The sequence below is a fragment of the Microbacterium bovistercoris genome (genome assembly GCF_003387575.1).
Taxonomy (GTDB): Bacteria; Actinomycetota; Actinomycetes; order Actinomycetales; family Microbacteriaceae; genus Microbacterium; species Microbacterium bovistercoris.
Window position 1 is genome coordinate 12772 of the sequence record NZ_QUAB01000048.1, and the last position, 25359, is coordinate 38130.

Genomic DNA, 25359 nt, shown 5'->3' on the forward strand with positions numbered 1-25359 from the left:
GATCATAGCCCTCCGCAGACGCGAAGGGGGTGAGTCTCAGACTCTTTGGGTAGCGTAGGCGGGTGACCATCGACGATCCCTCCTCGCCGCCGCGCACGCGCCGCGAAGCGCGCGCGCAGACCGGCTCCCATCGAGGCGTCGACCCGACCGGAATGGACGCGTTCTTCCAGGGCTCCGGCGGCGCTCCGCGCGACTCGACTCGGCGGGACGCCACGGAGCTGCCCGGCGGAGGCGACACGGCGACGCCCGACGATGATGTCGATGGCCCCGAAGAGCCCCTGACCAGCACCGCGATGCTGCGCACGCTGTTCGCGCAGCCCGACGAGGAGGACGAGCCGGAGCAGGCCGCACCCGCCGGGAGCGACGCGTTCAGCCGCGCCATGTTCGGCGCGCCCGCTGCGCAGGACTCGGCACCCGCGGCACCGGCTCAGCCTGCACCGGCTCAACCGGCACCGGCTTCGGGATCCGCGCCGGGCGCGGATGCCCCGACCGGCCTGGCCGCCCTGTTCGGCGGAGTCCCGTCGCGCACGGAGCCGGCTCCGTCCTTCGACCCCGCCGACGACGCGACACGAGTGGCTCCGGTCATCACCGGCGTGCCCGGATGGCGTGACGACGAGGCTTCGCAGGGACCGCTCTTCGACGCGCCGGACACCTCGCCCACTCCGACGACGGCCCCGTCTTCGGCCCCGTCCTCGGCGGATGACGACGCCGCACGGCTGTCGGCCAGCCTGGCGTTCTTCGCCGCAGCGGATGCTGCCGCCGCGGCGGCGGCCGCAGGCACGGCGGGCACGGCCGGTTCGGCGCCGGATGTCGCTGGCGGCGTATCCGGTGTGTCAGGCGTTGCCGGGGCGGCAGTCGCCGGCGCCGCGACCGCGGAGTCCACGGACCCCATCGAAGCCGCGCCCTCCGGCGACGCCGGAAGCGCATCCCCTGAGGTCGCCGACCCCACGGCCACCGACCCCTTCGAAGCCGCGCCCTCCGGGGTCGACGGCCCTGCACCTGACGGCATCACCGGCGCGGCCTCCGCAGTCATCGCGGGGGCAGCAGTCGCCGGCGCCGCAGCTGCAGCATCCGCCGGAGCGGTCGCGTCCGCATCTCCGGCAGCCACCGCTCCCCTCGATCTGGCAGGACTCGGGCTCGAGCTCGACGAGGAACCCGACCTCGACGAGGAGCCCGACCTCGATGACGCAGCGGAGACGCAGACCCCCGTCGCATGGGCCGACGGGACTCGCCCGGCGACCGCCCTCACATGGATCGACACCGCCGCGGTGCAGGCGCGCACGCGCCCCGCGACCCTCGAGGTGCGGACGCTCGCCGATGACGAGCCCGACCTGCTGGCCGACATGCGCAGGACGCCGGGGTGGCTGCGCCCGCGCGTACTGATCCCCTGCGGTGTGGTGATCGCCCTCGTCGGCACGTACTGCGCCTCGACCCTGCTCGCGCCGCTCGAGAACGTGGCGCCGGCGATCGATCCGGTGGCCGTGCAGATCGCCCCTGCTCCCGCTGCCGCCGTCACGTGGCCGGCGAAGGGCACCTCCGGGGTGGACGTGCTGGGCTTCGCGACGGCGAACTCGAGTGACGCGAGAAGGCCGATCGCGAGCATCTCGAAGGTCGCCTCGGTCATGATGGTGCTCGAGGAGATGCCGCTCAAGCCCGGTGAGCAGGGCCCCTCGTTCGAGTTCGACCGTGCCGACGGGCGCGAGTACTGGCAGTACGTGCGGTCCGATCAGTCCGCGCTCGATGTCCCCGTCGGCGGCTCGCTGACCGAGTACCAGATGCTCGAGGGCATCCTGCTCGGATCCGCCAACAACTACATCGACCGGCTGGCCGAGGAGATCTGGGGGTCGAAGGCGGCCTTCGCCACCGCCGCCGAGCAGTGGCTCTCCGCCCAGGGGCTCGATGACACGACGATCATCTCGCCCTCCGGACGTGACGAGCGCAACACGGCCACCACCTCCGACCTGATCGACCTCGGCGAGATCGCGATGCGCAACCCGGTGTTCGCCGAGATCGTGGGCAAGACGTCGGCGGAGATCCCCGGCGCAGGTGTCGTGAAGAACACGAACAAGATGCTCACCGAGGATCCGGGTGTGGTCGGCATCAAGACCGGCACTCTGGACGATGACTGGAATCTGCTCACCGCGAAGGACGTCAAGGTCGGCGACGCCACCGTGCGCCTGTACGCGGTCGCTCTCGGCCAGGACAGCAACCAGGAGCGCGTCGACGCGAACCGTGCGCTCTACGCACAGGTCGAGAAGGCGCTGACCGAGCAGCCCGTCACGGTGCCGAAGGGCACTGTCGTGGGCACGGTCGACACGATCTGGGGCGAGAGCAGCGATGTCGTCACCGACTCCGACGTCAAGGTCGTCATGTGGAACGGCTCGACGGCCAAGGCCACGTCCTCGCTCGACCTGGGCGATGCGCAGAAGGCCGGCACCGAGGTGGGCTCGCTCACCGTGGCCGGTGCCATCGACACCGCGAAGACCGACGTCTCGCTGAAGAGCTCGCTGCCCGCGCCGTCCGCCTGGTGGCGTCTGACGCACCCGCTGGACCTGTTCGGCCTGAACGGCTGACCGGATCCGCCTGGCCCGGTCCCCCGGCAACGCGAAGAGCGCCCGCCCCCTCTCGGGGACGGGCGCTCTCAGCGTTCGGCGTCAGACGCGGTCGTCGGATTCCGCTGCCTGGCGAGCCTCTCCCTCGGCGACCTCGGCGACGAACTCGGACACCGGCAGCACGGGCGCGGCGCCCGCCCCCGGGACCGGGATCTCGTCCGCCTCACCGGTGACGACCACCGGAGTGGAACCCGTGAGGGCCTCCTCGGCGTCGATGTCGGATGCGGCCTGCTCGAACTGCGACTGGTACAGCCGCCAGTAGGCGCCCTGCGCCGCGATCAGCTCGTCGTGGTTGCCCTTCTCGACGATGTCGCCGTGCTCCATCACCAGGATGAGGTCGGCGTCGCGGATCGTGGACAGACGGTGCGCGATCACGAAGGACGTGCGTCCCTCGCGCAGCGCGGCCATCGCGTGCTGCAGCAGCAGCTCGGTGCGGGTGTCGACCGCCGACGTCGCCTCATCGAGGATGAGGATCGACGGCTGCGAGACGAACGCGCGCGCGATCGTGATCAGCTGACGCTCACCCGCCGACACGTTGGAGGCGTCCTCGTCGAGGACCGTCTCGTACCCCTCGGGGAGGGCGTGCACGAACCGGTCGACGTAGGTCGCCTTCGCCGCGGCGAGCACCTCTTCATCGGTGGCGGATGCCTTGCCGTAGCGGATGTTCTCCAGGATGCTCCCGGCGAACAGCCACGGATCCTGCAGCACCATGCCGGTGCGCGATCGCAGGTCTTCGCGAGTCATCTCCGCGATGTCCTGGCCGTCGAGCAGGATGCGGCCGCCGCTGAGCTCGTAGAACCGCATGATGAGGTTCACCAGAGTGGTCTTGCCCGCGCCGGTCGGGCCGACGATCGCGACGGTCTGCCCCGGCTCCACCCGGAACGACAGATCGGTGATCAGCGGACGATCCGGCGTGTACGAGAACGCGACGTGCTCGAACTCGATGACGCCCCTGCCGTCCTTCACGGTGGGTGCGTCCTCGGCATCCGGATCCTGCTCGTCGGCATCGAGGAACTCGAACACCCGCTCGGCCGACGCCGTGCCGGACTGCACGACCGCAGCCATGCCGCCCAGCTCGGACAGCGGCTGGGTGAACTGCTGCGAGTACTGGATGAACGCCTGCACGTCGCCGAGTCGCAGACTGCCGTTCGCGACCATCAGGCCGCCGAGCACGGCGATGCCGACGTAGGTGAGGCTGCCGACGAACTGCATCGCCGGCATGATCACACCCGACAGGAACTGCGCCTTGAAGCTCGCCTCGAAGAGCTCTTCGTTCTCCTCCTGGAAGCTGTCCAGGGCGTCCTTCTCGCGGCCGAACACCTTCACCAGCGCGTGGCCAGAGAAGGCCTCCTCGACGCGGGCGTTGAGCCGGCCGACCTTGCGCCACTGGATTCCGAAGGCCTTCTGCGAACGCGGACCGATGATGCCGAAGATGACCCCCATCAGCGGCAGCGCCACGAGGGCGACGAGAGCCAGCTGCCACGAGATCGAGAACATCATCACCAGCACGCCGACCACGGTGAGCACCGAGGTGAGCGCGCCCGACAGCGACTGCTGCATGGTCTGGGTGATGTTGTCGATGTCGTTGGTGACCCGCGAGATCAGCTCACCGCGCTGCACCTTGTCGAAGTACGACAGCGGCAGGCGGTTGATCTTGGCCTCGACGTCCTCACGCAGACGCCACATCGTGCGCACCATGATGACGTTGATCACGTAGCCCTGGATCCAGCTCAGGAACGCGGAGACCACGTAGATCGCCAGCACGGCGACGATGATGTACCGCAGCCGGTCGAAGTCGACGCCGGCGCCGACGGTGAAGGTGTCCATCGCGGCGACCATGTCGGCGAAGGTGTCCTGGCCGGCGGCGCGCAGCGCGTCGACCACCTGATCCTGCGGCATGCCCTGCGGGAAGCCGTTGTCACCGAGCGTCTTCGAGATGAAGCCCTCGTAGACGACGTTGGTCGCCTCGCCGAGCACCTTCGGGGCGATCACGGCGAGGACGACGCCGATGGCCCCGAGGAAGGACACCAGCACGAACCACAGCGCGGACGGCTTGAGCAGTCCGATCATGCGCTTGAAGCTGGGACCGAAGTGGTCGGCCTTGCCGGGGGCGGGGCCGTCGAACATGCCACCACCGGCGAGGCGCGCCTTCTCGGCGGCCTCCTCCTCGGCCTTCTCGGCCTCGGTCAGCGGGGTCTCGGGCTCTGCCACGGCGGCTCCGCCCTTCGCCGCGCGGGCGGCCATCGCTCGTTCGCGACGGGTCTGAGGTGCGTTCTGCTCGCTCATGCGTCCACCCCCAGCTGCGACTCGACGATCTCGCGGTAGGTGTCGTTCGACGCGAGCAGCTCGTCGTGCGTGCCGACGCCGACCATCGTGCCGCCGTCCAGCACCACGATGCGGTCCGCATCGGTGATCGTGGACACGCGCTGCGCGACCACGATCTTCGTCACATCCGGCAGCTCTCTCCAGAGGGCCTGCCGCAGCCTCGCATCCGTGGTGAGGTCGAGAGCCGAGAACGAGTCGTCGAAGACGAGGATGCGCGGCTGGTGCACGATCGCACGGGCGATCGCGAGCCGCTGCCGCTGCCCGCCGGAGACGTTGGTGCCGCCCTGGGCGATGTGCGATTCGAGGCCGTCGGGCATCTCGGACACGAAGTCCTTGCCCTGCGCGATCTCGAGCGCCTTCCAGAGGTCTTCGTCCGTGGCGTCCTCGCGGCCGTAGCGCAGGTTGGATGCGACGGTTCCGGTGAACAGGAACGGGCGCTGCGGCACCAGGCCGATGCCCTTCCACAGCTCGTCGACGTCGGCCTCGCGCACATCGACGCCGCCGACCTTCACCGAACCGCCGGTGACGTCGAACAGGCGAGGGATGAGCGACACCAGTGTGGTCTTTCCGGCACCGGTCGAACCGACGATCGCGACGGTCTCACCCGGCTCGGCATGGAAGTCGATGCCGGTCAGCACCGGGGCATCCGCTCCGGGGTACGTGAACTCGACGTCGTCGAAGACGACCTGGCCAGGGGCGGCGAACTCGGTCACGCCGTTCTCGGGACGGGTCATGCTCGACTCGGCGTCGAGCACCTCGCCGACGCGATCCGCCGAGACCGCGGCGCGCGGGATCATCATCGCCATGAAGCTGGACATGATGACGCCGCCCATGATCTGGCCGACGTACTGCATGAACGCGAACAGCGTGCCGATCTCGACGTTGCCGGCGTTGACCTCGACGCCGCCGAACCAGATCACGCCGACCACGGTCACGTTCAGGATGAGCATGAACAGCGGGAACAGCAGCACGAACAGCGAGCCGACGTTGCGGCCGACCGTCATGATGTCGGTGTTCGCGGCGCGGAAGCGCTCCGCCTCGATGGGCTCGCGCACGAACGCCCGCACGACGCGCACGCCGGTGAGCTGCTCGCGCATGACGCGGTTGATCGTGTCGAGACGGCCCTGATAAGTGCGGAACAGCGGCACCATGCGGCCGATGATCAGCACGGCGACAACCAGCAGCACCGGCACGGCGACGGCGATCAGCCAGCTGAGCCCGACGTCCTGCCGGACGGCCATGATGACGCCGCCGATGGCCAGCAGCGGGGCGGTGACGAACATGGTCGCGCCCATCATGGCCAGCATCTGCACCTGCTGCACGTCGTTGGTGTTGCGGGTGATGAGCGAGCCGGCGCCGAACTGCGAGACCTCGCGCTCGGAGAAGCCGCTCACGCGCGCGAACACGTCGGCGCGGATGTCACGGCCGAGCGACATCGCCGCGCGGGCGGCGAAGAACGTCGCGATGATCGCGCACAGGATCTGCCCGAGCGAGACGAGCAGCATGAACGCGCCGTGCGTCCAGATGTAGCCGGTGTCGGCCTTGGCCACACCGTAGTTGATGATGTCGGCGTTCAGTGTGGGCAGGTAGAGAGTGGCGAGCGCGCTGGCGAACTGGAAGACCAGAACGCCGAGCAGAAGCCACTTGTACTTCTTGAGATATCGGAAGAGGAGCTTTCCCAGCACAGGCGGAATCCTTAAGGTGTTGGGGTCGATCGATAATCGGCCACATGAAAGCGTGCCACGGGCCTCCGACAATCGGTAGGCGAGTGCCGGAACCTTCGCTGACAGCGAAACGAATGCCGGGTGACGGCCGCTTTCTGGACGCCATCGAAGAATCCCCGGGGCGCCCCCTCCTAGACTTTCAGGGACGATCCGCCGCCGAAGGGACCCCATGAGAGACGACGCCGTGCTGCTGGTGTGCGACTACTCCCTTCGCTACCTCGGGGGAGCGCAGACCGCGTTCCTCCGGCAGGCCGAGGCGCTCGCCTCGCAGGGCGTGCGGGTGATCGTGCTGGCACCGGACGCCGACCAGGTGGCCGAGGTCCCCGGCATCACGCTCGTCGCTCCGCCGCGCCGCGGCACGATCCCGGTGCTCGACCTGCCGCTGCTCGGCAGAGCGAAGGATCTCGAGCCACTGGTCGCGGCAACGATCCGAAGGCACGGCGTCGGTGCGATCGTCGTGCACTCGGAGTTCGCCCTCGCTGCGGCATCCCTCGCTGTGGGCCGCGACCTCGGCATCCCCGTGCTGCACACCGTGCACACCTTCTTCTGGACGGCCCCCGCTGCGCTGGCCCCGTTCGCGCCCGTCGTCGGGCGCGTGCATCGCTCACTGACCGGCATCCGCGACGGCGGCCGCGCGACGGGCAGTCACGCGCTGAACAATGCGCTGCGCACCATGACCCTGCGCATCGCCGAGCTCGCCGATGCGGTGCTCTCGCCGTCGCGGCATCAGGCCGAAGCGCTGCGCGCCGCCGGTGCGGGCCGGGTGGAGGCGTTCTCGAACGTCGCCCAGCCGCTCGCCGAGGCGCCGGCGGTCACGGAGGGTCCGCTGCGGCTGCTCTGGGTGGCGCGCTTCGCGCCGGAGAAGCGCGTGGATGTCGCACTCGACGCGATGCGCGAGGTCGCGGCGACTCTCGGCGAGCGCGTGCATCTCGACGTCGCGGGCGGCACCGCGCGCCCGGTGCCGGGAGTGACGTTCCACGGTTCGGTCCCCGGCGAGCGGGTCGGCGAGCTGATGGACGCCGCCGACGCCGTGCTCATCACCTCCCTCGGCTTCGACAATCAGCCGATGGTCGCGCTCGAGGCGTTCTCGCACGGGCGCCCGGTGATCGTCAGCGATCCGGTGCTGGCCGGCGAGTTCGGTTCCGCGGCCCTGCTGACGCCGACTCCGGATGCCGCGGGGCTGGCCGCCCTGGTGCGCGAGCTGGCCGCCGATCGCGGCATCCTCGCCCCGCACCGCGAGGCGGCACTCGCCTACGCGCGCGACCGCCAGCCCGCCGCGCACGTGGCGAAGCTGCAGGAGATCATCGCCTCGGTGCGCTGACGCGGGCGCCGGATCGCTCCTGGCCCGGTTCGTCCCGGCATCCGCGGGCATGTCCCATCCAGGTCGCGATTCGTCCCGCTCCGACGCGGCGCGAACGTGACGAACTGCGACCCGGATGCCGGAGGCCGGGGCACACCGGGACGAACTGCGACCCGGATGCCGGGGACCGGGGCACACCGGGACGAACTGCGACCCGGATGCCGCTACTGCGCGGCGTTCCCGGCAGACCCATGCCCGAGTCATAGGCTGGCCGCGCCATGAGCACTCCCCCGCCGATCGTGCTGAGCGTCGTCGTCCCGTCCTACGACGACGCCGTCCTGCTGAGGGGATGCCTGCAGGCGCTCTCCGCGCAGAACCGGATGCCCGACGAGCTCATCGTGGTCGACAACGGCTCGCACGACGACACCGCCGCGGTCGCGCGGGAGTTCGGGGCGATCGTCGTCACAGAACCGCAGCGCGGAGTGCTGCATGCGACTGCGGCCGGTTTCGATGCGGCATCCGGAACGGTCCTCGGCAGGCTGGACGCGGACTCGCGTCCGAGACCGGACTGGGCGGCGCGCGTCGTGCAGCGTTTCGAGGCGGATCCGACGCTCGGCGGGCTGACCGGCACCGGCGAGTTCTACGGCCGCGGGCCGGTGTGGCGCTTCATCGGGCGGTACGTCTACCTGGGCGGCTACTTCCTCACGATGCGCCTGGTGCTCGGCAGGCTGCCGCTGTTCGGCTCCAACTTCGCACTGCGCCGCGAGGTGTGGCACGAGCTGCGGCCACGTCTGCATCTGGATGATCCGCGCGCGCACGACGATCTCGACATCACCGCCGTGCTGTCTCCCGAGACCGGCGTCGACTTCGACCACGGGCTGCGAGTGCAGGTCTCTGCTCGACCGTTCGACAGCGTCGCCGGCTTCCGCCGACGCGCGTCGTGGGCCTTCCACATCCTCGCGGTCAACCTGCGCGAGGTCGGCTGGAGACGGCGCGTGGTCGCGTGTGCCCGGGGCCGGCGGGTGCGGCGGCGCTCGCGCTCCGGCGGCTGAGCTTCCTCACCGATCGGCGCCGAACAGATCCAGCATGGCGACCGTGAGCTGATGCGGCGCGGTCTCGCACGGGCTGTGCCCGGTGGGAAGGATCAGCACGCGCGCGCCGATCCGTTCCGCGAACGCACGGTGTGCGGCATCCGGCCAGACGTCCCGCGCGCCGGCGGCGACGAGAATCGGGATGCCGGATGCGCGCAACCGCTCGTCGAGGTCGGGAGTCGCCTTCATCAGCGCGAGGATGTCGCCGACGCTGCCGCGTCGCGTCAGCGCGAAGCGCGCGGTGACGAACGCGGCGCGATCGGCGGCGGCGCCGTGCACGTTGCGCCGCAGCGCCGTGATGAACACCGGGCCGAGCGCACGTCCCGGAACCACCCAGCTGGCCGGGCCCAGTACCTTGAATCCGCGCAGCGCCTGTCCGGCGAGCGGCGGGGCGGACAGCAGGGTCAGGCTCGCGAACAGTTCAGGCCGCGCGGTGAGCGCCGCGGACGCCACGGTGCCGGCGAACGAGTATCCGAGCACGTGCGCCGGCGCGGCTCCCTGCTCCAGCACGGCGATGAGGTCGGCGACGAACAGCTCGAGCGAGTAGTGCTGCTGCGGGGGCCGGAGTCGCTCCGGTCCGGCGCGGAACGACTCGTACTGCCCGGCGAGATCGTAGGACGAGGCTCGATACCCGGATGCCGCGAGCAGCGGCATCATCAGCGCGAAGTCCTCCTTCGACCCGGTCATGCCCGGCACGAGCAGCACACGCGCGCCGTCCGGTGATCCCATCGCGACGTGAGCGAGCGGTCCGCTCGGAGCATGGATCGTGGTGTGCTCCGCCTCGGCAGGCCAGGCCGACCAGTCGCGCGGGCCGATCGCGGCGTCCTGCCGCTGCGCATCGGCCATCCGCCGCGCGAGGTCGTCATCGGGCCCCGACGGATCCTCCGCCGACGCGGGCGAACCCGGCATCCCGGTCATGCGCTCAGGGTACTCGCGCCCTGGGCCGTGCGGTGGAGCCGCGCATCCCCGGCCCGGCGATCCGACTAGGCGAACAACGGCACGTCCGGCACGTACTCCCGCGCCGGCCGCCCGGCATCCGCGGGGAGCTCGGCGATCGTCGCGGGGTTCCACTTCGGGTTGCGGTCCTTGTCGACCAACTGCGCGCGGATGCCCTCGACCAGATCCGGGTGGTGGTGCACGAACCACAGCACACGGCGGTACTCGCCTTCGAGTGCCTCGCGCACCGAGGCCATCTCGCGCGCTTCGCGCACGGCGTCGAGCGTGACCGCCAGACCGGTCGGCGCCAGCTCGGCGAGAACGGATGCCGCGGCAGCGGCATCCGGGTTCCCGGCATCCTGCAGTCGCTGCACGATCTCGCCGACGGTCGGCGCGGAGAACGCGTCGTCCACCCACGTTCGGATACCGGGCAGGGCGGACGGCTCGGGGGTCTCGTCGAACAGCATCACGATCTCGCTCGGGCTGCCGGGGTCGGCGCGGCTCGAGAGCGCCTCGCGCACCGCGTCGAGCCGATCGGAAGGCACGTAGTAGTCGGCGAAGCCGTTGTGGATCGCATCGGCCGCATTCATGTGTGCACCCGTGAGACCGAAGTACTCCCCCAGCCGGCCGGGCGCCCGGCCGAGCAGCAGGGTTCCGCCGACATCCGGGGTGAAACCGATCCGCGTCTCGGGCATCGCCAGCTTCGAACGCTCGGTGACGACCCGGATCGCGGCGTGTCCTGCGAGGCCGATGCCGCCGCCCATCGTGATGCCGTCGGCGAAGGCGACGATCGGCTTGGGGTACTCCGCGATCGCCGCGTTCATCTCGTACTCGGCGCGGAAGAACTCGCCCGCGTGCCCAGGGTCGCCCGCGATGATCGCATCGTAGAGCGAGCGCACGTCCCCGCCGGCGCACAGTCCGCGCTCACCGGCGCCGTCGATGAGCACGATCTGGACGTCGCTGTCGTCGCGCCACGCGTTCAGCGCCGCGAGCACCTGACGGACCATGCCCAGATCGAGGGCGTTGATCGCCTCCGGCCGGTTCAGGGTGATCCGCCCCAGCGAGTATTCGGTGCGGACGAGGACACGGGATGCTTCGGGCGACGCTGTCACGACTGTCAGCGTACTCCGCCACGGGAGCCCTCCGAGGCCCGCCGGGATGCGCGAAATGTGGGGCGGAACCGGCTTTTCCGACAGAATGGAGGGGTAGTCGTAGGAGAGGGGCCTTGCTATGCCCGAAGGACAGGTGCTCGAATTCGCGCACGTGACGAAACGATTCGGTGACGTCACGGCGCTGTCCGACTTCTCGGCTCGCATCGAGCCGGGCGCCGTCACCGGCCTGCTCGGCCCGAACGGAGCCGGCAAGACCACATCGCTGCGCATCCTGCTCGGCCAGGTGCGCGCGACCTCGGGAACCGCCACCATCGGCGGCGTCCCCTACTTCGACATGCGTCAGCCGCTTCGCACGATCGGCAGCGTGCTCGAGGAGACCTCGTACCGCCCGCGCCGCACGGCGGCACGGCAGCTGCAGATCGCGGCGAAGGCCAATGGCATCCCCGTCACTCGCGTGGCCGAGGTGCTCGACCTCGTCGGCCTGCACGGAGACGCCGACACCCGTATCGGCACCTTCTCGCTCGGCATGCGCCAGCGTCTCAGCCTGGCCACCGCTCTTCTCGGCGACCCCGGTGTGCTCGTGCTCGACGAGCCCGCGAACGGTCTCGACCCGGAGGGCATCCGCTGGATGCGCCTGCTCATGCGGCGCCTCGCCGATGAGGGCCGCACCGTGCTGGTGTCGTCGCACGTGCTCAGCGAGGTCGAACAGGTCGCCGACAACGTCGTGGTGCTGTCGAAGGGTCAGGCCGTGTACACCGGCGGCATCGACGCGCTCTCCGACCCGACGACGGGTGCGGTGATCGTCGACGCCGAGGATCGCGCTCCGCTCACCGCGGCGCTCGCCGCCGCCGGTCTCGAGTTCGATGTGCTCCGCTCCGGCGTGACCGTGCGCGGGTCGGATGCCGCCGCGATCGGCGCCCTCGCCGCGGGTGCCGGCGTGGCCCTGACGGTGCTGCAACAGCGCGGACCGAGCCTGGAGGAGGTCTTCCTCGATCTCGTCTACGGCCGACGCACCGAGCCGGTGCTGCTGGCGGATGGCACATCGCCGGTCGTCGGGGACTCGGATGCCGAGGAGCTGGAGGTTGCGGCGGCCCTCGCCGCAGAGACCGCTTCGGATGCCGCGGGAGACGACGTGTCCGTAAGCGAGGCGCCGGAGGTCGCAGGAACCCTCGCCGCGGAGATCGCGGCCGGCGGGGAGGCCGCGGACGAGACCTCCCCCGATGATTTCGACGCCGCGCTCGCCGCGGCGCCCGCATTCGGCGCACCCGGTGAGACCGCGGTCGCCGCCGGTGCGGCGGCGGCTGTCATCGCCGCAGGCGAAGACAGCGCCGAGACTCCCGTGCAGGGTCATGGCACGGATGCGAGCGACGCTGCTTCCGCGAGCGACGAGACGGATGCCGCGCCGGCTGCCGACGACGCGGATGAGGATGCCGCGCAGGGCGATGCCGACGTGGATGAGGATGCCGCGCCGGACGCGAGCGGAGACGCGGATGCGGGCGATGACGCCGGCGCTGCAGCGAGCGCGGACCCGAACGCCGCTGACGGGGCCGTCGCTGCCGTGAGCGTGGAGGGCGAGCAGGACTCCGACGTTGACGCGGATGATGGTGCGGATGCCGCGCAGGACGCGAGCATCGACTCGGATTCCGATTCGGATTCGGATTCGGATTCGGATTCGAGCGTCGATTCCGCACAGGACACGGGCGCCTACCTCGCTGCGACGGCGGTCGCTGCGCAGGGGACGGATGACGCCGGAGCCGGGCGCGACGCCGCCGATGGCGAGGACACCGCGGCAGACGGCACTCAAGACGCGTCGGACGAGGGCTCAGCGGACTCCCCCGCAGAGGATGCGGTCTCCGACGAGAGCATCGACGCGGGTGACGGCGATGCCGCGGACAACGACGATGTCGCGGGCCACGACGAGTCGGCATCCGACGACGCCGCACAGGCGGACGCCGGGCAGACGGACAGCGCACAGGCTGACACCGCACAGGCGGACCCCGCCGAGGCGGACGCCCCGGAAGCAGACGCCGAGCAGTCAGACACCGCCGAGGCGGACACCTCGGAGGCAGACACCGAAGAGTCGGACGCCCAGCGGACGGACGCCGAGCAGACGGAGACCGAGCAGGCAGACGCCGCACAGGCAGACACCGAGCGGTCCGAATCGGCGGCTGCCGAGGCCGACACCGAGCGCACCGACACGGCCCCCGCCGACGAGGGTGCAGACGACCTGGCATCCGACGACGCGGCGGCGAATGATGCGGCGGTCGCCGCTGAGGGCGACCACGATTCGGATGCCGACGCGGCGCGCCCGGCATCCGAATCGCCCATCGCCGGCACGCCCACGGCCTCCGCGCTGAGCGACGATGCCGACATGCTGGAGGACGCCGAGCCCGAGGTGTCAAGCCGCGCACCCATCTCGCACGTGCCGCTGCCCTTCGCGACGTCGGCGATCTCGCTTCCCGGCGAGACGGTCGAGCCGACGTTCACCGAACTGATCACCGGCCTCCCGTCGACCGGCGCGGTCGATCTCGGTCACGAGGAGGAGATCGACGACGCCGTGGACGACGCGGTCGACGACGTGCCCGTCGAGGCCCACGAGGTCTTCGCGCCGCTGCTGAGCCGCGACATCGACGATGCTCCGGAGGGCGAGCCCGCGGAGGGCGAGCCCGCTGCCGCCACGGACGACGACGAGGACCCGCGTCTCTCATCGATGCGGAACTCCCTGGCTGCGGCGCGCCGCGCCTACTTCGAGGACCCGGCTCCGGCCTGGCCCTACGGCAAGGCCCCCGAGACCGACGCCGATTCCGACGCCGAGAGCACCGACGAGGACTCCGGCAAGCACTGACCCCTCACCCCGAATGAGGGGTCAGAAGATGCGGTACCCGCTCACCCGGACCCGGCATATCTTGACCCCTCACGTGGGGCGCAGGCGGCGGCATGCCGGAGAGGTCGTTCCGGACGGGCTCGCCGGCGACCGGAGAGTGATCAGGCCGGGCGCGGTCGGATGACCGGACGCTTGCTGCCCTTCGGGACGGCCACCGGAGCGGTCGACGCGATCTCGACGACGTCGGCCTGCTCGTCGCTGACCTCCAGGCGCAGCGCCTGCGTGAGCGCGGGGCCGTGCTTGGTGGTCAGGATCAGTCGCTGGAAGTCCTCGTCCCCCTCGAGGTCGATCACCACGCCGGGACGGTGCCGACGGATCATCACGAAGTCGGTCGTCGCCGCGGCCTTCCAGGTGCCTGCGGCCAGGACGCCCGGGATGTGCGTTCCCGGCCCTGGCACGCCACGCAGCCAGGTCCAGACGTCCTCGGTCAATTGCACGCGCCGGATCGTCGAACGCTCGACGCGCAGGTTCTCGCGATGGAACGTCACCGCGCGCTCGATCGGTGACAGCACGATCTCGAGCTGAGACTGATCGAGGAGCAACGTCACCATGACGTACAGTCTGCCAGCGCTTGGCCAGGAGCAGGCGGCGTGTCGCCGCGTTCTCCGCGTTTGGTCAGCCGACGCGCCGTGAACGGACGGCGCCGGATGCCCGGATCGCGGCCGTACCCGGAACAGGAGATCCCGCGAGGACAGGACGATCTCCGCAGAATCCTCCTGTTCCGGGGAGAGCTCCTGTTCTCGGAACGCGCGACGACGCCCCGCGCCGCTCAGGCGGTGGCGGATGCCGCGGCTGCGGCCGCCGCGGGCAGGGCCCGCTCGATCACCGCGAGGTCGTCGTCGGTGTGCGCGGCGGTGAGGAACCACGCCTCGAACACGCTGGGCGGCAGCGCCACGCCCTGTTCGCGCATCGCGTGGAAGAACGGTGCGTACCGGAACGCCTGCTGCGCCTGCGCCTGCGCGTAGTCGCGCGGCACCTCGGGCGCGAACGCGACGCCGAACAGGCTGCCCGCGCGCGGCACGGTGTGCACGACCCCGGCATCCGTCAGCGCGCGGCCCAACGCGGTCGCGATGCGATCGGCGGCGGCGTCCACCAGTGCGTACGCCTCGGGCGTCGCGAGCCGCAGCGTGGCGAGGCCCGCGGCGACGGAGAGCGGGTTCCCCGACAGCGTGCCGGCCTGGTACACCGGCCCGAGCGGCGCCAGCAGGTCCATGATCTCGGCACGGCCGCCGAGGGCCGCCAGCGGCATCCCGCCGCCGACGACCTTGCCGAACGTGATGATGTCGGGCTGGTACGGCTCGCCCGCGGCCTGCTGCAGACCCCAGAACCCGGCGGGGTGCACGCGGAATCCGGTGAGCACCTCGTCGAGGATCATCAGCGCGCCGTGCGCATGCGCGGTCTCGGCGATCAGAGCGTTGAAGCCTGGCAGCGGCGGGACGACGCCCATGTTCGCGGATGCCGCCTCGACGATCACCGCGGCGATCCGATCGCCGTGCTCGGCGAACACCGCTGCGAGGGCGTCGGGGTCGTTGTAGTCGATCACCAGTGTCTGCGCGGCGATCGGGGCGGGCACACCGGCCGAGCCGGGCAGCGCCAGCGTCGCGACGCCGGAGCCCGCGGCCGCGAGCAGCCCGTCGGAGTGGCCGTGGTAGTGCCCGGCGAACTTCACCAGCAGGTCGCGGCCGGTCGCGCCGCGCGCGAGGCGGATCGCGGTCATCGTCGCCTCGGTACCGGTGGACACCAGACGCACGCGCTCGACGGGCCGCGCCTCGCCGAAACGCACACGATCGGCGATGAGCTCGGCGAGCTCGACCTCGCCCTCGGTCGGGGCGCCGAACGACAGGCCGCGGGTCGCGGCTTCCTGCACGGCCTCGACGACGATCGGATGCGCGTGTCCGAGCAGCGCGGGGCCCCACGACGCGACGAGGTCGACGTACTCGGTGCCGGCGGCATCCGTCACGCGCGCGGCCCGGGCGGATGCGAGGAAGCGCGGCGTCCCCCCGACCGATCCGTACGCCCGCACCGGCGAGTTCACTCCGCCGGGGATGACGGCGCGTGCGGCGTCGAAAAGGTCGTCGTTGCGGTCGGTCACGGGTCTCTCCTCCGGTCGCGGATGCTGCCGCTCTACGCTACGCCCCGCGCCTATGCCGCCCCTGACACGATCGTCCCTCCCCTGTTCCGGTCGCTCACTTGATCAGTCCGAACCGCCCCGCACTAGCAAACCGCGCGACCGGAGCAGCGGAGCGAAGCGCCGGATCCGCCCCCGGCTCCGAAACGGCAGTGTGCTCCGGCATCCTCGATGGATGCCGGAACACATCCGTGCCCTCCCAAGGCGACCCCGCGCACCTACCCGAGCGCAGCGATGGGCACATCCGGGGAGCTGGCATCGGGTCTGGCGGGAGCCCGGAGCGCCAGCGGAGGGCGGGGGCATGTCTCCCCGGACGTGCCCATCGCGGAGCGACCCACGCAGGAGACGTCCTTCGTCTCGCTCCGCTCGCTCAGGACCCGGGAAAACTCAGGACCCAGGACGCAGCCAGCGCGCCGCCTCCACCGCCCAGTACGTCAGCACCGCATCCGCACCGGCCCGCCGGATCGACAGCAGCGACTCCAACACGGCGGCCCGCCGGTCGATCCAGCCGTTCGCCGCAGCCGCCTCGATCATGGCGTACTCGCCGGACACCTGGTATGCCCACACCGGAATGTCGACGGCGTCGCGCACCTCGCGCAGCACGTCGAGGAACGCCATCGCCGGCTTGACCATGACGATGTCTGCGCCCTCCTGCTGGTCGACGACCGCTTCGCGCACGCCCTCGCGGCGGTTGCCGGGGTCGAGCTGGTAGGTGCGGCGGTCGCCCTGCAGCTGCGAGTCGACGGCTTCACGGAACGGTCCGTAGAAGGCGCTCGCGTACTTGGCCGCATAGGCGAGCAGCAGCACGTCCTGGAAGCCCTCGGCGTCGAGCGCGGCGCGCAGGTGCGCGACCTGGCCGTCCATCATGCCGCTGAGTCCCAGCAGCTGGGAGCCGGCGCGGGCCTGTGCCAGCGCCATCGCCGCGTACCGCTCGAGCGTCGCGTCGTTGTCGACCGTTCCGTCGGCGGCCAGCACACCGCAGTGGCCGTGGTCGGTGAACTCGTCGAGGCAGAGGTCGGTCTGCACGACCAGGGCGTCGCCGACCTCTGCGGCGAGCGCCTCGGTCGCCACGTTGAGGATGCCGCGCGGATCATCCGCCCCGGAACCAGTGGCATCGCGCACAGCGGGCACTCCGAACAGCATGACGCCGCCGACACCGGCATCCGCCGCGTCAGCGGCCGCCGCACGCAGCGAATCGAGCGAGTGCTGCACGACGCCGGGCATCGAGCCGATGGGAGAGGCGTCGGTCAGACCTTCGCGCACGAACATCGGCAGCACGAGCTGGCGGGGCTCGAGCGACGTCTCGCGCACGAGCGCGCGCACCGGCGCGGACTGCCGCAGCCGCCTCAGACGGGTCTCGGGGAATGTCATCGGATCACCTCATGAGTATCGCGCGGCAGTTCTCTGCTCGCGCTGCGTCGATTAGCGCCGCGTCGGCAGGGAAGTGCAGCGCAAGCGGTGCAGGACGGCTCACGGCGCGAACTCGTCGGCGGCATGCGGCAGGGTGAAGTGCGAGACCACCTCGATCAGCGCATCCACCGTCTGCTTGTCGGCGATCGCCCAGATCGGCAACCCGACCTTGCGGGCGTCGGTGGCTGTGCGCGGCCCGATCGCCGCCAGCAGCGTGGTGTCGGGGATCTCGGGGAACTGCTCACGCACCTGTCGCGCGACCGAACCGCTGGTGATGAGGATGGCGTTGATACGGCCGTTCAGCACATCGCGATGGATACGCTCGGTGACAGGAACGCCCACGGTGCGGTAGGCGACGATGCTGTCGACGTCATGCCCGGCTTCGGCGAGCATGTCGGTGAGCACGGGCTTCGCGATCTCGCTGCGCAGGGTCAGGATGCGGCGCGGCTCGGCCTCGAGAGAGATGATCTGCTCGGCCATCCCCGCGGCGGAGTTGTCCGACTCCGGAATCATCTCGACCTCGTACCCGACTGCCTGCAGGGCCGTCGCCGTGGTCTCGCCGACTGCGGCGACCTTGGTGCTGCGCGGGATCGTGACGCGATGGGCGAAGAGCACATCGACCGTCGTCGCACTGGTGATGGTCAGCCAGTCGTACTCGCCGGACTCGAGACGGGCCAGCGCATCATCCAGCGCCTGCTGATCCGTCGTGGGCGCGAAGTTGATCAGCGGTGCGACCACCGGCACCGCGCCCTGCGCCCGAAGACTCGCCGCGACCCCATCACCCCACGGACCGCCGCGGGGCACGAGGACGCGCCAGCCGCTCAGGGGCTTGTCCGGCGGGGCCGGGATCGAATCGGTAGAAGTCATTCAGCATCACTCTCGCGGGAGGAGGTCGGCCGCCCCCTGTTCGAGCAGCCGATGAGCCGCAGACATGCCGAACACACGCGCCGCGTGCATCGGGTCTGCACCATCGGCAGCATCCGCGCCGTTGCCGCTGCCGTTCCGACGAATATACCCCTCGTCCAGGATCTCTGTGACGTCGATGTCCAACCGGCGCCCGCCGTCGGGCGAGAACACCGCCGCCTGCAGGTGCAGGCCGGCATCCGTCTGCACCGCGTGCGCGGCCATCGGCGCCTGGCATCCGGCGTCGAGTCCCGAGAGCACCGCACGCTCCGCGGTGACCGCGATGCGCGTGGCCTCGTCGTCGAGCTCGGCCAGCCAGCCGCGCAGATCATCGGGGGCGGATTCCGTGGTCTCGACAGCGAGTGCGCCCTGCCCGGGAGCGGTCGGCCAGTCCGCCAGCTCCAGATCCTCGCGGCGCAGCGGGCTGTCCGCCCCGAGACGGGAGAGGCCGGCGGCGGCCAGTATCACGGCGTCCAGATCTCCGGACGCCACGCGCTCCAGCCGCGAGTCGACGTTGCCGCGGATGTCCACCACCTCGACTTCCGGGTTGCGCCTGCGCACCTGTGCGATCCGGCGCGGGGCGCCGGTGCCGACCCTGCTCCCCGCCGGCAGCTCAGCCAGGCCGGTGCCGTCACGTGTGATGACGACGTCGCGGGCGTCGACCCGCTTCGGGGTCGCCGCGATCACCAGACCGGTCGGCTGCGCGGTGGGCAGGTCCTTCAGCGAGTGCACCAGCAGGTCGCACTCGCCGCGCAGCAGCGCCTCGCGCAGCCGGGTGGCGAACACGCCCTGCCCGCCGATCTCGGAGAGGGATGCCCGGTTGGTGTCGCCCTCCGAGACGATCGGGACCAGTTGCACGGGCCGCCCCGAGATCTCCTCCAGCGCTGCGGCGACATGACCGGACTGCGCCTGAGCCAGGGCGCTGCGGCGGGTTCCCAGACGGATGACGGTGCTCATCGGATCACTGCAGGACGTCGGCGATCTCGTCGAGGCGGAGTCGGCGGCCGGTGTAGAACGGCACCTCCTCCTTCACGAAACGGCGTGCGTCGGTGTAACGCAGGTCGCGCATCAGGTCGACGAGTTCGGTGGGGTCGTCCGCCTCGAGGGGCAGCAGCCACTCGTAGTCGCCCAGCGCGAAGGCGGCGACGGTGTTCGCGATCACACCGGTGAACGCGGCCCCCTTGCGACCGTGATCGGCGAGCATCTTGCGCCGCTCGGCCTCGTCGATGAGGTACCACTCCGGCGTGCGCACGAACGGGTACAGGCAGAGCCACTGCTTGGGCTCGATACCGCGCAGGAAGCCGGGCACGTGCTGGCGGTTGAACTCCGCGTCGCGGTGCACGCCCATGACGTTCCACACCGGCAGCAGCGGACGGAGCAGTTCGGTGCGGCGCAGACGGCGCAGGGCGCGTTGGAGCTCTTCCGCGGTGGGGCCGTGCAGCCAGACCATGAGGTCGGCCTCGGCCTTCAGCCCGCTGACGTCGTAGAAGCCGCGGACGGTGACGCCGGAGTCCTCGATGTGACCGACGATGGTCTCGAGCTCAGTCGAGTCGGGGTCTGCCTGCGGAGCATCGGGGTTGCGCCCCCACACCGCCCAGAGGGTGAAGCCGGAAGGGGAGGATTCGGTCTCATCGGACATGCATCCAGTCTGCCCCTTCGGGGCGGAGACGGCGAACCCGTTATCTGGATGCCGCGCGCGCGATCACCCAGACGATGCCGCCGACGGTGACCGCGACACCGATCACAGCGGCGACGGCTCCGACGGGGTTCTTCTTCGCGAACACGCGGGCCTTGGCGATGCCGCGCTGCGAGGCCTGCTCGACCCGGCGCGGCACGTTGGCCTTCACCTCGATGGCGGCCAGGGCCGCCTTCAGTTCGGCGCGGGCCGATGCCACCGGGTCGGTGATGCCGTAGGCCACGGCCGTGCGGGGCAGCGGGGTCTGATCAGAATTCGTCATCAGCGGCCTCCCGGGGGCGCTCATCGCCGGCCTCGCGGACGAGGCGGATGTCTTCGGACACGGCCTGCGCAGGGTTCTCGCGCTTCGTCAGCTTGCGGAACCGCAGCAGGCCGAGCAGACCGAACACGAGAACGGTCAGGATCAGGATGCCGAACACCACGAGCGCCGAGGCCCACACGGGCATCCAGGAGGCGATGCCCGCGATCGCGAACGTCAGGATGACGGGGATCGCCCAGAACAGGAAGAACAGTGCGACGACGAACCAGAGGCTGCCCATCCCGGCATCCTTGGATGTCTTGCGCACCCACGCCTTGCCTGCGTCGATCTCGGCCTTGACCAGGTTCGACACCAGGTCCGGCATGTCGCCGAGCAGCGTCAGCAGGCTGTCGTCGGCGCGGTCCCGATAGCCGCGGGCCATCTCAGTCGTCCTTGCTCTTCTTCGCGGCAGCCTTCGCCTGCTCGACCGCGTCCTCCGCGGCATCCGCGACGTCGTCGGCGGCATCCTTCGCGGTGCCGATCACCGAGTCGAGCTTCTGGCCCGGCGTGCCAGCGGTCGACGCCGAGCGGACCACGCGCACCGCGCCGTCCCAGAGCGCCTGCGGCACCGCGGCGGCCTTCGCCTTGGCGAAGTCCTGCACCTTGGTGACCTGCTGCTGCACGGGCTCGAGGTTCCATACCTTCAGCCACTGCGTCTTGATCTGCTCATACCGCTCGCGCCCTGCACGCGTGCCGAGCACGTAACCCACGCCGAGTCCGACGACGAGTCCGATCTTCCCCTTCATCGGGGGCCTCCTGACTGTTGTTGCGACTGGCGGCGGCGGCCGACCAGGACTCCCAGCGTAACGCTGTATTCCGTTTTCGGCATCTACCGTTGCCGGCGGTCGGTCATCCGGCGTATTCTCCCGTTCCGCACAGGCGGCGACTCAGCCGAACAGCAGCGCCCGCCGCAGCCGATCAGTCTCGGACACGGCATCGGGTACGACCTGCGCGAGCCCGGTCCCGGCGAGCCACGCTCCCACGGCCACGACTCCGGGAACCGCGCGCACGGCGGCCCTCGCAGCGGTGCGCCGCTCAGCGGAGCCGATGACGGATGCCGGCTGGGCCTGCACATGGCGCGCGCGATGCGCGCCGACGAGTTGCTCCGGGCGCAGCGTCACGCCGAGCATCGCGGACGCCTGGGCGAGGGCCAGCTGCGCGGCATCCGCGTCATCGAGGGCGGCGGTCGCGGGGAGCTCGCCCTGAGTGCCGAACGAGACGCGCACGACGTGGCGTCCACCGGCGGTCTCCCGCAGCCACCCCCACTTGACCGTCGAGTGCGTGAGCGCCTTCGCGATGCGGCTGCCGGGCACGGTGAGCACGCCCGTGCCGCGGGGCGCGGCGTCGAGCTCGGGCGCATCCAGCACGAGGGTGATGATCTGGATCTCCGGGGCGACGGCCTCCTCGCCCAGCTCGGCGTGCCCCGCGAGCAGTGCCCGCGCGGCGGGCTCGGACGTCGCGACGACCACGGCGGCAGCACGCAGCTCCTCGGACTCGGCTACATCCTCGTCGTCCGCCACGACGGTCTCCACCCGCACCGTCCACCCGTTCCCGTCGCGGACGAGCGCTTCGGCCCGCGCACCCGTGCGGACCTCGACGCCGAGCTGCTCGAGGTCGGCGCGCAGCGCGTCGACCAGTGTGCTCATGCCGCCGACGAGACCCTCGACGGCGGAACCGGGAGTCGCCCCCTTCTGCTCCCGCTCGCCCCGCAGCACGGCCACCGCACCCGACAGCGAGCCGACGCGGGTCAGCGCGGCGCTCAGACCGGGCGCGACGGCCTCGACGTCGACGTCGTCGGGGTGCGCGGAGTACACGCCGGCGGTCACGGGAGCGACCAACCGGTCGCGCACCTTCTCGCCCATCCGTCCGGCGACGAGCTTGCCCAGGCTGTGCTCGAAGCCGATGGTCAGCGGAGGCCGCAGCCGGTCGAGGTAGGCCCGCCACATGCCGCCGGTGCCCAGCACGCGCCGCACGTCCTCGGCGAAGGGGTTGTCCGGGATGCCGAGGATGCCGCCCTTCGGGATCGGCGCTGCTCCGACGTCGGGGATGCCGTCGATCCAGGCACCGCCGCCCTCGGGTGCGACGATGCTGCCGCCGAGGCCGAGCTCGGTCACCAGCGCACGCACGTGCCCACCGCGTGTGGCGAAGCTCTCCGCGCCGGCGTCGACGACGATCCCGTCGACCTCGGCCCGGCGGATCGCCCCGCCGAGCTCCGCGGACGCCTCCAGAAGAGTCACGGGCATCCCGACCTTCGCGCACTCGCGGGCGGCCACCAGTCCGCCGATGCCGCCGCCGATCACGACGACGTGCTGCTGGGCCGCGCGGGCCGCGAGTTCCGGGGTGGGTTCGGTCATGCATCCATCCTCACACCCGCATCCGATGCAGGAGCCGGGAGAAAGGGCGGATGCCGTGGACTCAGCCGCCGAGGGGGATCTGACGGCGGTTGATCTGGCTCGGCTCCGTGGTGTTGATGACGGTCGGCGTGCCGCTCGACGTGTCGATGAAGAACACGCCGGTCTGCCCGTCGCCGACGGGGAAGCCCCAGGTTCCGCCTGGCGTCTCGGGCTGCGGGCCCTGCACGACCTTCATCGGCTCCGGCATCTCCCCCTTGACGACCTCGATCGGCGTCAGGGTCGCCGACGATGAGAAGCCGACGCGCGGGGTACGCAGGGTCACGTCGTCCGGGTCGCCCTTGACGCTCGCGAACACGATGATCTCGGCCTCGTCCACCCACTCGGCGAGCTGCGCACGCGAGGCCCCGGGGATGTCTTCGGACTGCCCCGCGAGCACGCGCGCGAAAGCGCGCTGCGCGCCCGAATCGTCGTGCAGCCCGACATAGCCGAACAGCTCGTAGCCCTCGCCCGCCGCCTTCAGCACGAAGATGCCCTCGTGCTTGGCGTCGTAGGAGTCGTTCGCCTCGCCGACGAGCGCGTAGTAGGTGTCCTCCGGCTTGGTGACCGTGATCGTCTCGGGCGCCTCGCCCTTCATCACCTCGCTCACGCGCACGGTCGCGACCTGCGCGGGGAAGGCGTCCTGATCGAGATCAGTGATCTCCGGGCCGACCGACTCGACGGTGCCGTAGACGATGAGATCGGCGGCCGGTACGAGCGTGCTGATCCGCTCGGACGGGTTCGGATCCTGCACGGCTGCGGTCGACGACGAACGGGGGGTGGGCATCGGATCCTCCTCAGGGGCTGCACTGCACGCGGTCAACACGAGCGACACGACCGCGACGGCGACCGCATGCGCTCGCCTCGCGCTCATCTCCGTCCGACCTCGACGACGTTGAACGACTTCGTGAACTCTTCCATGCTCATGGTGAACGTGCCGTCCGGCGGCGTGGTCAGTTCGCCGCCCGCGGCGCGGATCTCATCCTCATGCCCGTTGTTGCTCCCCCAGGGGTTGCGGAGCACGACCATCTGCTCGCCGTCGACCTCATAGGTGTCGAGGACGGTGAGTGCGTGCCCACCGTCTTCGAACCCCAGCTGTCCGTTCTGCGCGCTCGCGACGACAGGGCGCCCGTCGTCGAGCGCCGCGTCGATGTCGTCGTAGCTGTCCGCGACGTCGTTCCCGCCGGTGAGCCAGTCCCACATTCCGCCGTCGTGGTCCTTGATGTCGGCGTCCTCGCCGTAGATGTCCTCCATGACCTCACGCGCCCAGCCGCCGTTGTCGAGGTCCTCGTAACCGATCTTGTTCGCGTAGGCGCCCTCGATGATGCGCACCCACAGAGCCTGGTCGGTGTCGGAGACCTGGTCTTCGGTGACCACGACGTCTCCGTCGGCGAAGTGCACGGTGTACGAGCCATCGCCGTTGACCGTGATCATGTCCATGATCCTGTCGGGGTCGACGTTCGCGATGCCGGCGAGCGTGGCCAGCAGATAGCAGTCGCCGATGCTGCCCTGGTGCACGTCATCGGGGCCCGGAATCCCGTTCGGATAGAGCGCCGGGTCGCCGACCGGCGGAAGCTCCTCGCCGTTGCGGATCCTGTCGAGACGCGGCTCGGACAGCGCAGCGACCGCCTCGTCGTAGCAGTCCCGCCAGTCGACGAAGCGGTTGTTCCACTGCACCGCGACGGCGTCCCACTCGGACTGTGCATCCTGCGAGGCTGACAGCAGTCTGTTGTACGCGGCGTTCTGGTCGTCGTAGTCCTCGACTGCGGGGTCTGGCTCGTCCGCACCTCTCGCCGCGGCCACGGCGGCGTTCTTCGCCTCCCAGGCCTCCTTGCACGACACGGCCAGCGCGTTGAGGGCGTTCTGATGGTCCTCGGTCGCCTCGCCGTAGGCACGCAGTGCAGCGCCGACCGGCCAGTAGATCGCACCGGCGACGGCGAGCAGCTGCGCGGAGTCGCCGATCGCGGAACGCAGCTTGTCGACGGCCTCGCCGGAGACCGCCCACTGCGACATCTCGGCCTCCCCGAGCATCTTCAGCTGGGCGCTGACGGTGCCCATCAGGCTGCCGTAGGTCTCCATCCTCTGGCCGTTCGCCCGCACGGTCTGCGGCTCGCCGGTCATGGTGCGGATCTGCTCACCGACGCCGAACGCCTCGCCTGCGGTACCGGCATCCACCTGCTCGTACGCCACGCTCAGGCTCCCTCGTCCAGTTCACTGTACGACTCGATCACGGCGTCGAGGCGGGTGCCGACGCCGTCGAGCGCGGCGATCAGGTCGTCGCGCTTCGGCTCCCACGACCCGCGGAAATCGGATGCCAGGGAGCCGAGCTGCGCGCGCTCGTACGGTGCGCCGATGGCACCGGCGACATCACCGTTGCGCTCCGGTGCGTCCTCGAGCTCCGCGATGATCCGCGTGATCGACTCGCGCACACCCGACAGCAGGTCGTAGTCGATCTTGACCTTCTCGGCGGCCATTGCTCACTCCCCCCGGATCCGAACTTCCCTCACAAGCTAACGGGCCGGCGGGCGCATGCCCATGGGCAGAACTCCC

The 25359-nt window shown here is 70.6% G+C and carries 21 protein-coding genes; 4 read left to right on the forward strand and 17 right to left on the reverse strand.

Annotation, left to right across the window (positions count from 1 at the left end):
- The first annotated feature begins 62 nt into the window (after positions 1-62).
- Positions 63-2573 carry a D-alanyl-D-alanine carboxypeptidase family protein gene (locus DY023_RS16145; protein WP_116243378.1) on the forward strand — a complete coding sequence of 837 codons (2511 nt, stop codon included), beginning with the start codon at positions 63-65 and terminating at the stop codon, positions 2571-2573.
- A gap of 81 nt (positions 2574-2654) precedes the next feature.
- Here DY023_RS16145 and DY023_RS16150 read toward each other — a convergent pair whose 3' ends face one another.
- The gene (locus DY023_RS16150; RefSeq protein ID WP_245958772.1) at positions 2655-4856 is read right to left on the reverse strand and encodes an ABC transporter ATP-binding protein; all 2202 of its coding nucleotides are present in this window, start codon (positions 4854-4856) and stop codon (positions 2655-2657) included.
- A gap of 38 nt (positions 4857-4894) precedes the next feature.
- Complete coding sequence (locus DY023_RS16155) at positions 4895-6622, reverse strand: ABC transporter ATP-binding protein (protein WP_116243379.1); 1728 nt, start codon at positions 6620-6622, stop codon at positions 4895-4897.
- Between the two features lie 208 nt (positions 6623-6830).
- Here DY023_RS16155 and DY023_RS16160 point away from each other — a divergent pair, with 208 nt between their 5' ends.
- Positions 6831-7982 carry a glycosyltransferase family 4 protein gene (locus DY023_RS16160; protein ID WP_116243380.1) on the forward strand — a complete coding sequence of 384 codons (1152 nt, stop codon included), beginning with the start codon at positions 6831-6833 and terminating at the stop codon, positions 7980-7982.
- 257 nt (positions 7983-8239) lie between these two features.
- Positions 8240-9013: a glycosyltransferase family 2 protein gene (locus DY023_RS16165; protein ID WP_116243381.1), complete on the forward strand. Its 774-nt coding sequence runs from the start codon at positions 8240-8242 to the stop codon at positions 9011-9013.
- A gap of 6 nt (positions 9014-9019) precedes the next feature.
- On the opposite strand, the gene DY023_RS16170 is transcribed toward DY023_RS16165, so the two are convergent.
- A complete protein-coding gene (locus DY023_RS16170; RefSeq protein WP_245958746.1) occupies positions 9020-9970 on the reverse strand; it encodes an alpha/beta fold hydrolase in 951 nt (316 codons plus the stop codon).
- A gap of 65 nt (positions 9971-10035) precedes the next feature.
- Positions 10036-11100: an enoyl-CoA hydratase/isomerase family protein gene (locus tag DY023_RS16175; RefSeq protein ID WP_245958747.1), complete on the reverse strand. Its 1065-nt coding sequence runs from the start codon at positions 11098-11100 to the stop codon at positions 10036-10038.
- 118 nt (positions 11101-11218) lie between these two features.
- On the opposite strand from DY023_RS16175, the gene DY023_RS18155 reads away from it, so the two are divergent.
- Positions 11219-13945: an ATP-binding cassette domain-containing protein gene (locus tag DY023_RS18155; RefSeq protein ID WP_220347348.1), complete on the forward strand. Its 2727-nt coding sequence runs from the start codon at positions 11219-11221 to the stop codon at positions 13943-13945.
- 140 nt (positions 13946-14085) lie between these two features.
- Here DY023_RS18155 and DY023_RS16190 read toward each other — a convergent pair whose 3' ends face one another.
- From DY023_RS16190 to DY023_RS16250, 13 genes are all read right to left on the reverse strand, one after another.
- Positions 14086-14535: a hypothetical protein gene (locus DY023_RS16190; RefSeq protein ID WP_116243384.1), complete on the reverse strand. Its 450-nt coding sequence runs from the start codon at positions 14533-14535 to the stop codon at positions 14086-14088.
- Positions 14536-14753: 218 nt separating this feature from the next.
- A complete protein-coding gene (hemL, locus tag DY023_RS16195; RefSeq protein WP_116243385.1) occupies positions 14754-16076 on the reverse strand; it encodes a glutamate-1-semialdehyde 2,1-aminomutase in 1323 nt (440 codons plus the stop codon).
- Positions 16077-16499: 423 nt separating this feature from the next.
- Entirely contained in the window at positions 16500-17483 is a 984-nt protein-coding gene (gene hemB, locus DY023_RS16200) for a porphobilinogen synthase (RefSeq protein ID WP_116243386.1), read from the reverse strand.
- Positions 17484-17582: 99 nt separating this feature from the next.
- Entirely contained in the window at positions 17583-18389 is an 807-nt protein-coding gene (locus DY023_RS16205; protein WP_116243387.1) for a uroporphyrinogen-III synthase, read from the reverse strand.
- 6 nt (positions 18390-18395) lie between these two features.
- The gene (hemC, locus tag DY023_RS16210) at positions 18396-19382 is read right to left on the reverse strand and encodes a hydroxymethylbilane synthase (RefSeq protein WP_116243388.1); all 987 of its coding nucleotides are present in this window, start codon (positions 19380-19382) and stop codon (positions 18396-18398) included.
- Between the two features lie 4 nt (positions 19383-19386).
- On the reverse strand, positions 19387-20064 hold the full coding sequence (gene hemQ, locus DY023_RS16215; RefSeq protein WP_116243389.1) for a hydrogen peroxide-dependent heme synthase: 678 nt from the start codon (positions 20062-20064) through the stop codon (positions 19387-19389).
- 40 nt (positions 20065-20104) lie between these two features.
- Positions 20105-20383, reverse strand: coding sequence for a hypothetical protein (locus DY023_RS16220; protein ID WP_116243390.1), 279 nt, complete (start codon positions 20381-20383; stop codon positions 20105-20107).
- Positions 20370-20801, reverse strand: a complete 432-nt coding sequence (locus DY023_RS16225) for a phage holin family protein (protein WP_116243391.1) — start codon at positions 20799-20801, stop codon at positions 20370-20372. Before DY023_RS16225 ends, DY023_RS16220 begins: the two co-directional genes overlap by 14 nt.
- Before the next feature lies 1 nt (position 20802).
- Positions 20803-21165: a hypothetical protein gene (locus tag DY023_RS16230; RefSeq protein ID WP_116243392.1), complete on the reverse strand. Its 363-nt coding sequence runs from the start codon at positions 21163-21165 to the stop codon at positions 20803-20805.
- A gap of 141 nt (positions 21166-21306) precedes the next feature.
- A complete protein-coding gene (locus tag DY023_RS16235) occupies positions 21307-22773 on the reverse strand; it encodes a protoporphyrinogen/coproporphyrinogen oxidase (RefSeq protein ID WP_116243393.1) in 1467 nt (488 codons plus the stop codon).
- Positions 22774-22834: 61 nt separating this feature from the next.
- The gene (locus tag DY023_RS16240) at positions 22835-23596 is read right to left on the reverse strand and encodes a hypothetical protein (protein WP_147303316.1); all 762 of its coding nucleotides are present in this window, start codon (positions 23594-23596) and stop codon (positions 22835-22837) included.
- A gap of 83 nt (positions 23597-23679) precedes the next feature.
- Positions 23680-24999: a C2 family cysteine protease gene (locus DY023_RS16245; RefSeq protein ID WP_116243395.1), complete on the reverse strand. Its 1320-nt coding sequence runs from the start codon at positions 24997-24999 to the stop codon at positions 23680-23682.
- Between the two features lie 2 nt (positions 25000-25001).
- The gene (locus tag DY023_RS16250) at positions 25002-25283 is read right to left on the reverse strand and encodes a hypothetical protein (protein ID WP_116243396.1); all 282 of its coding nucleotides are present in this window, start codon (positions 25281-25283) and stop codon (positions 25002-25004) included.
- Between the last annotated feature and the right edge of the window lie 76 nt (positions 25284-25359).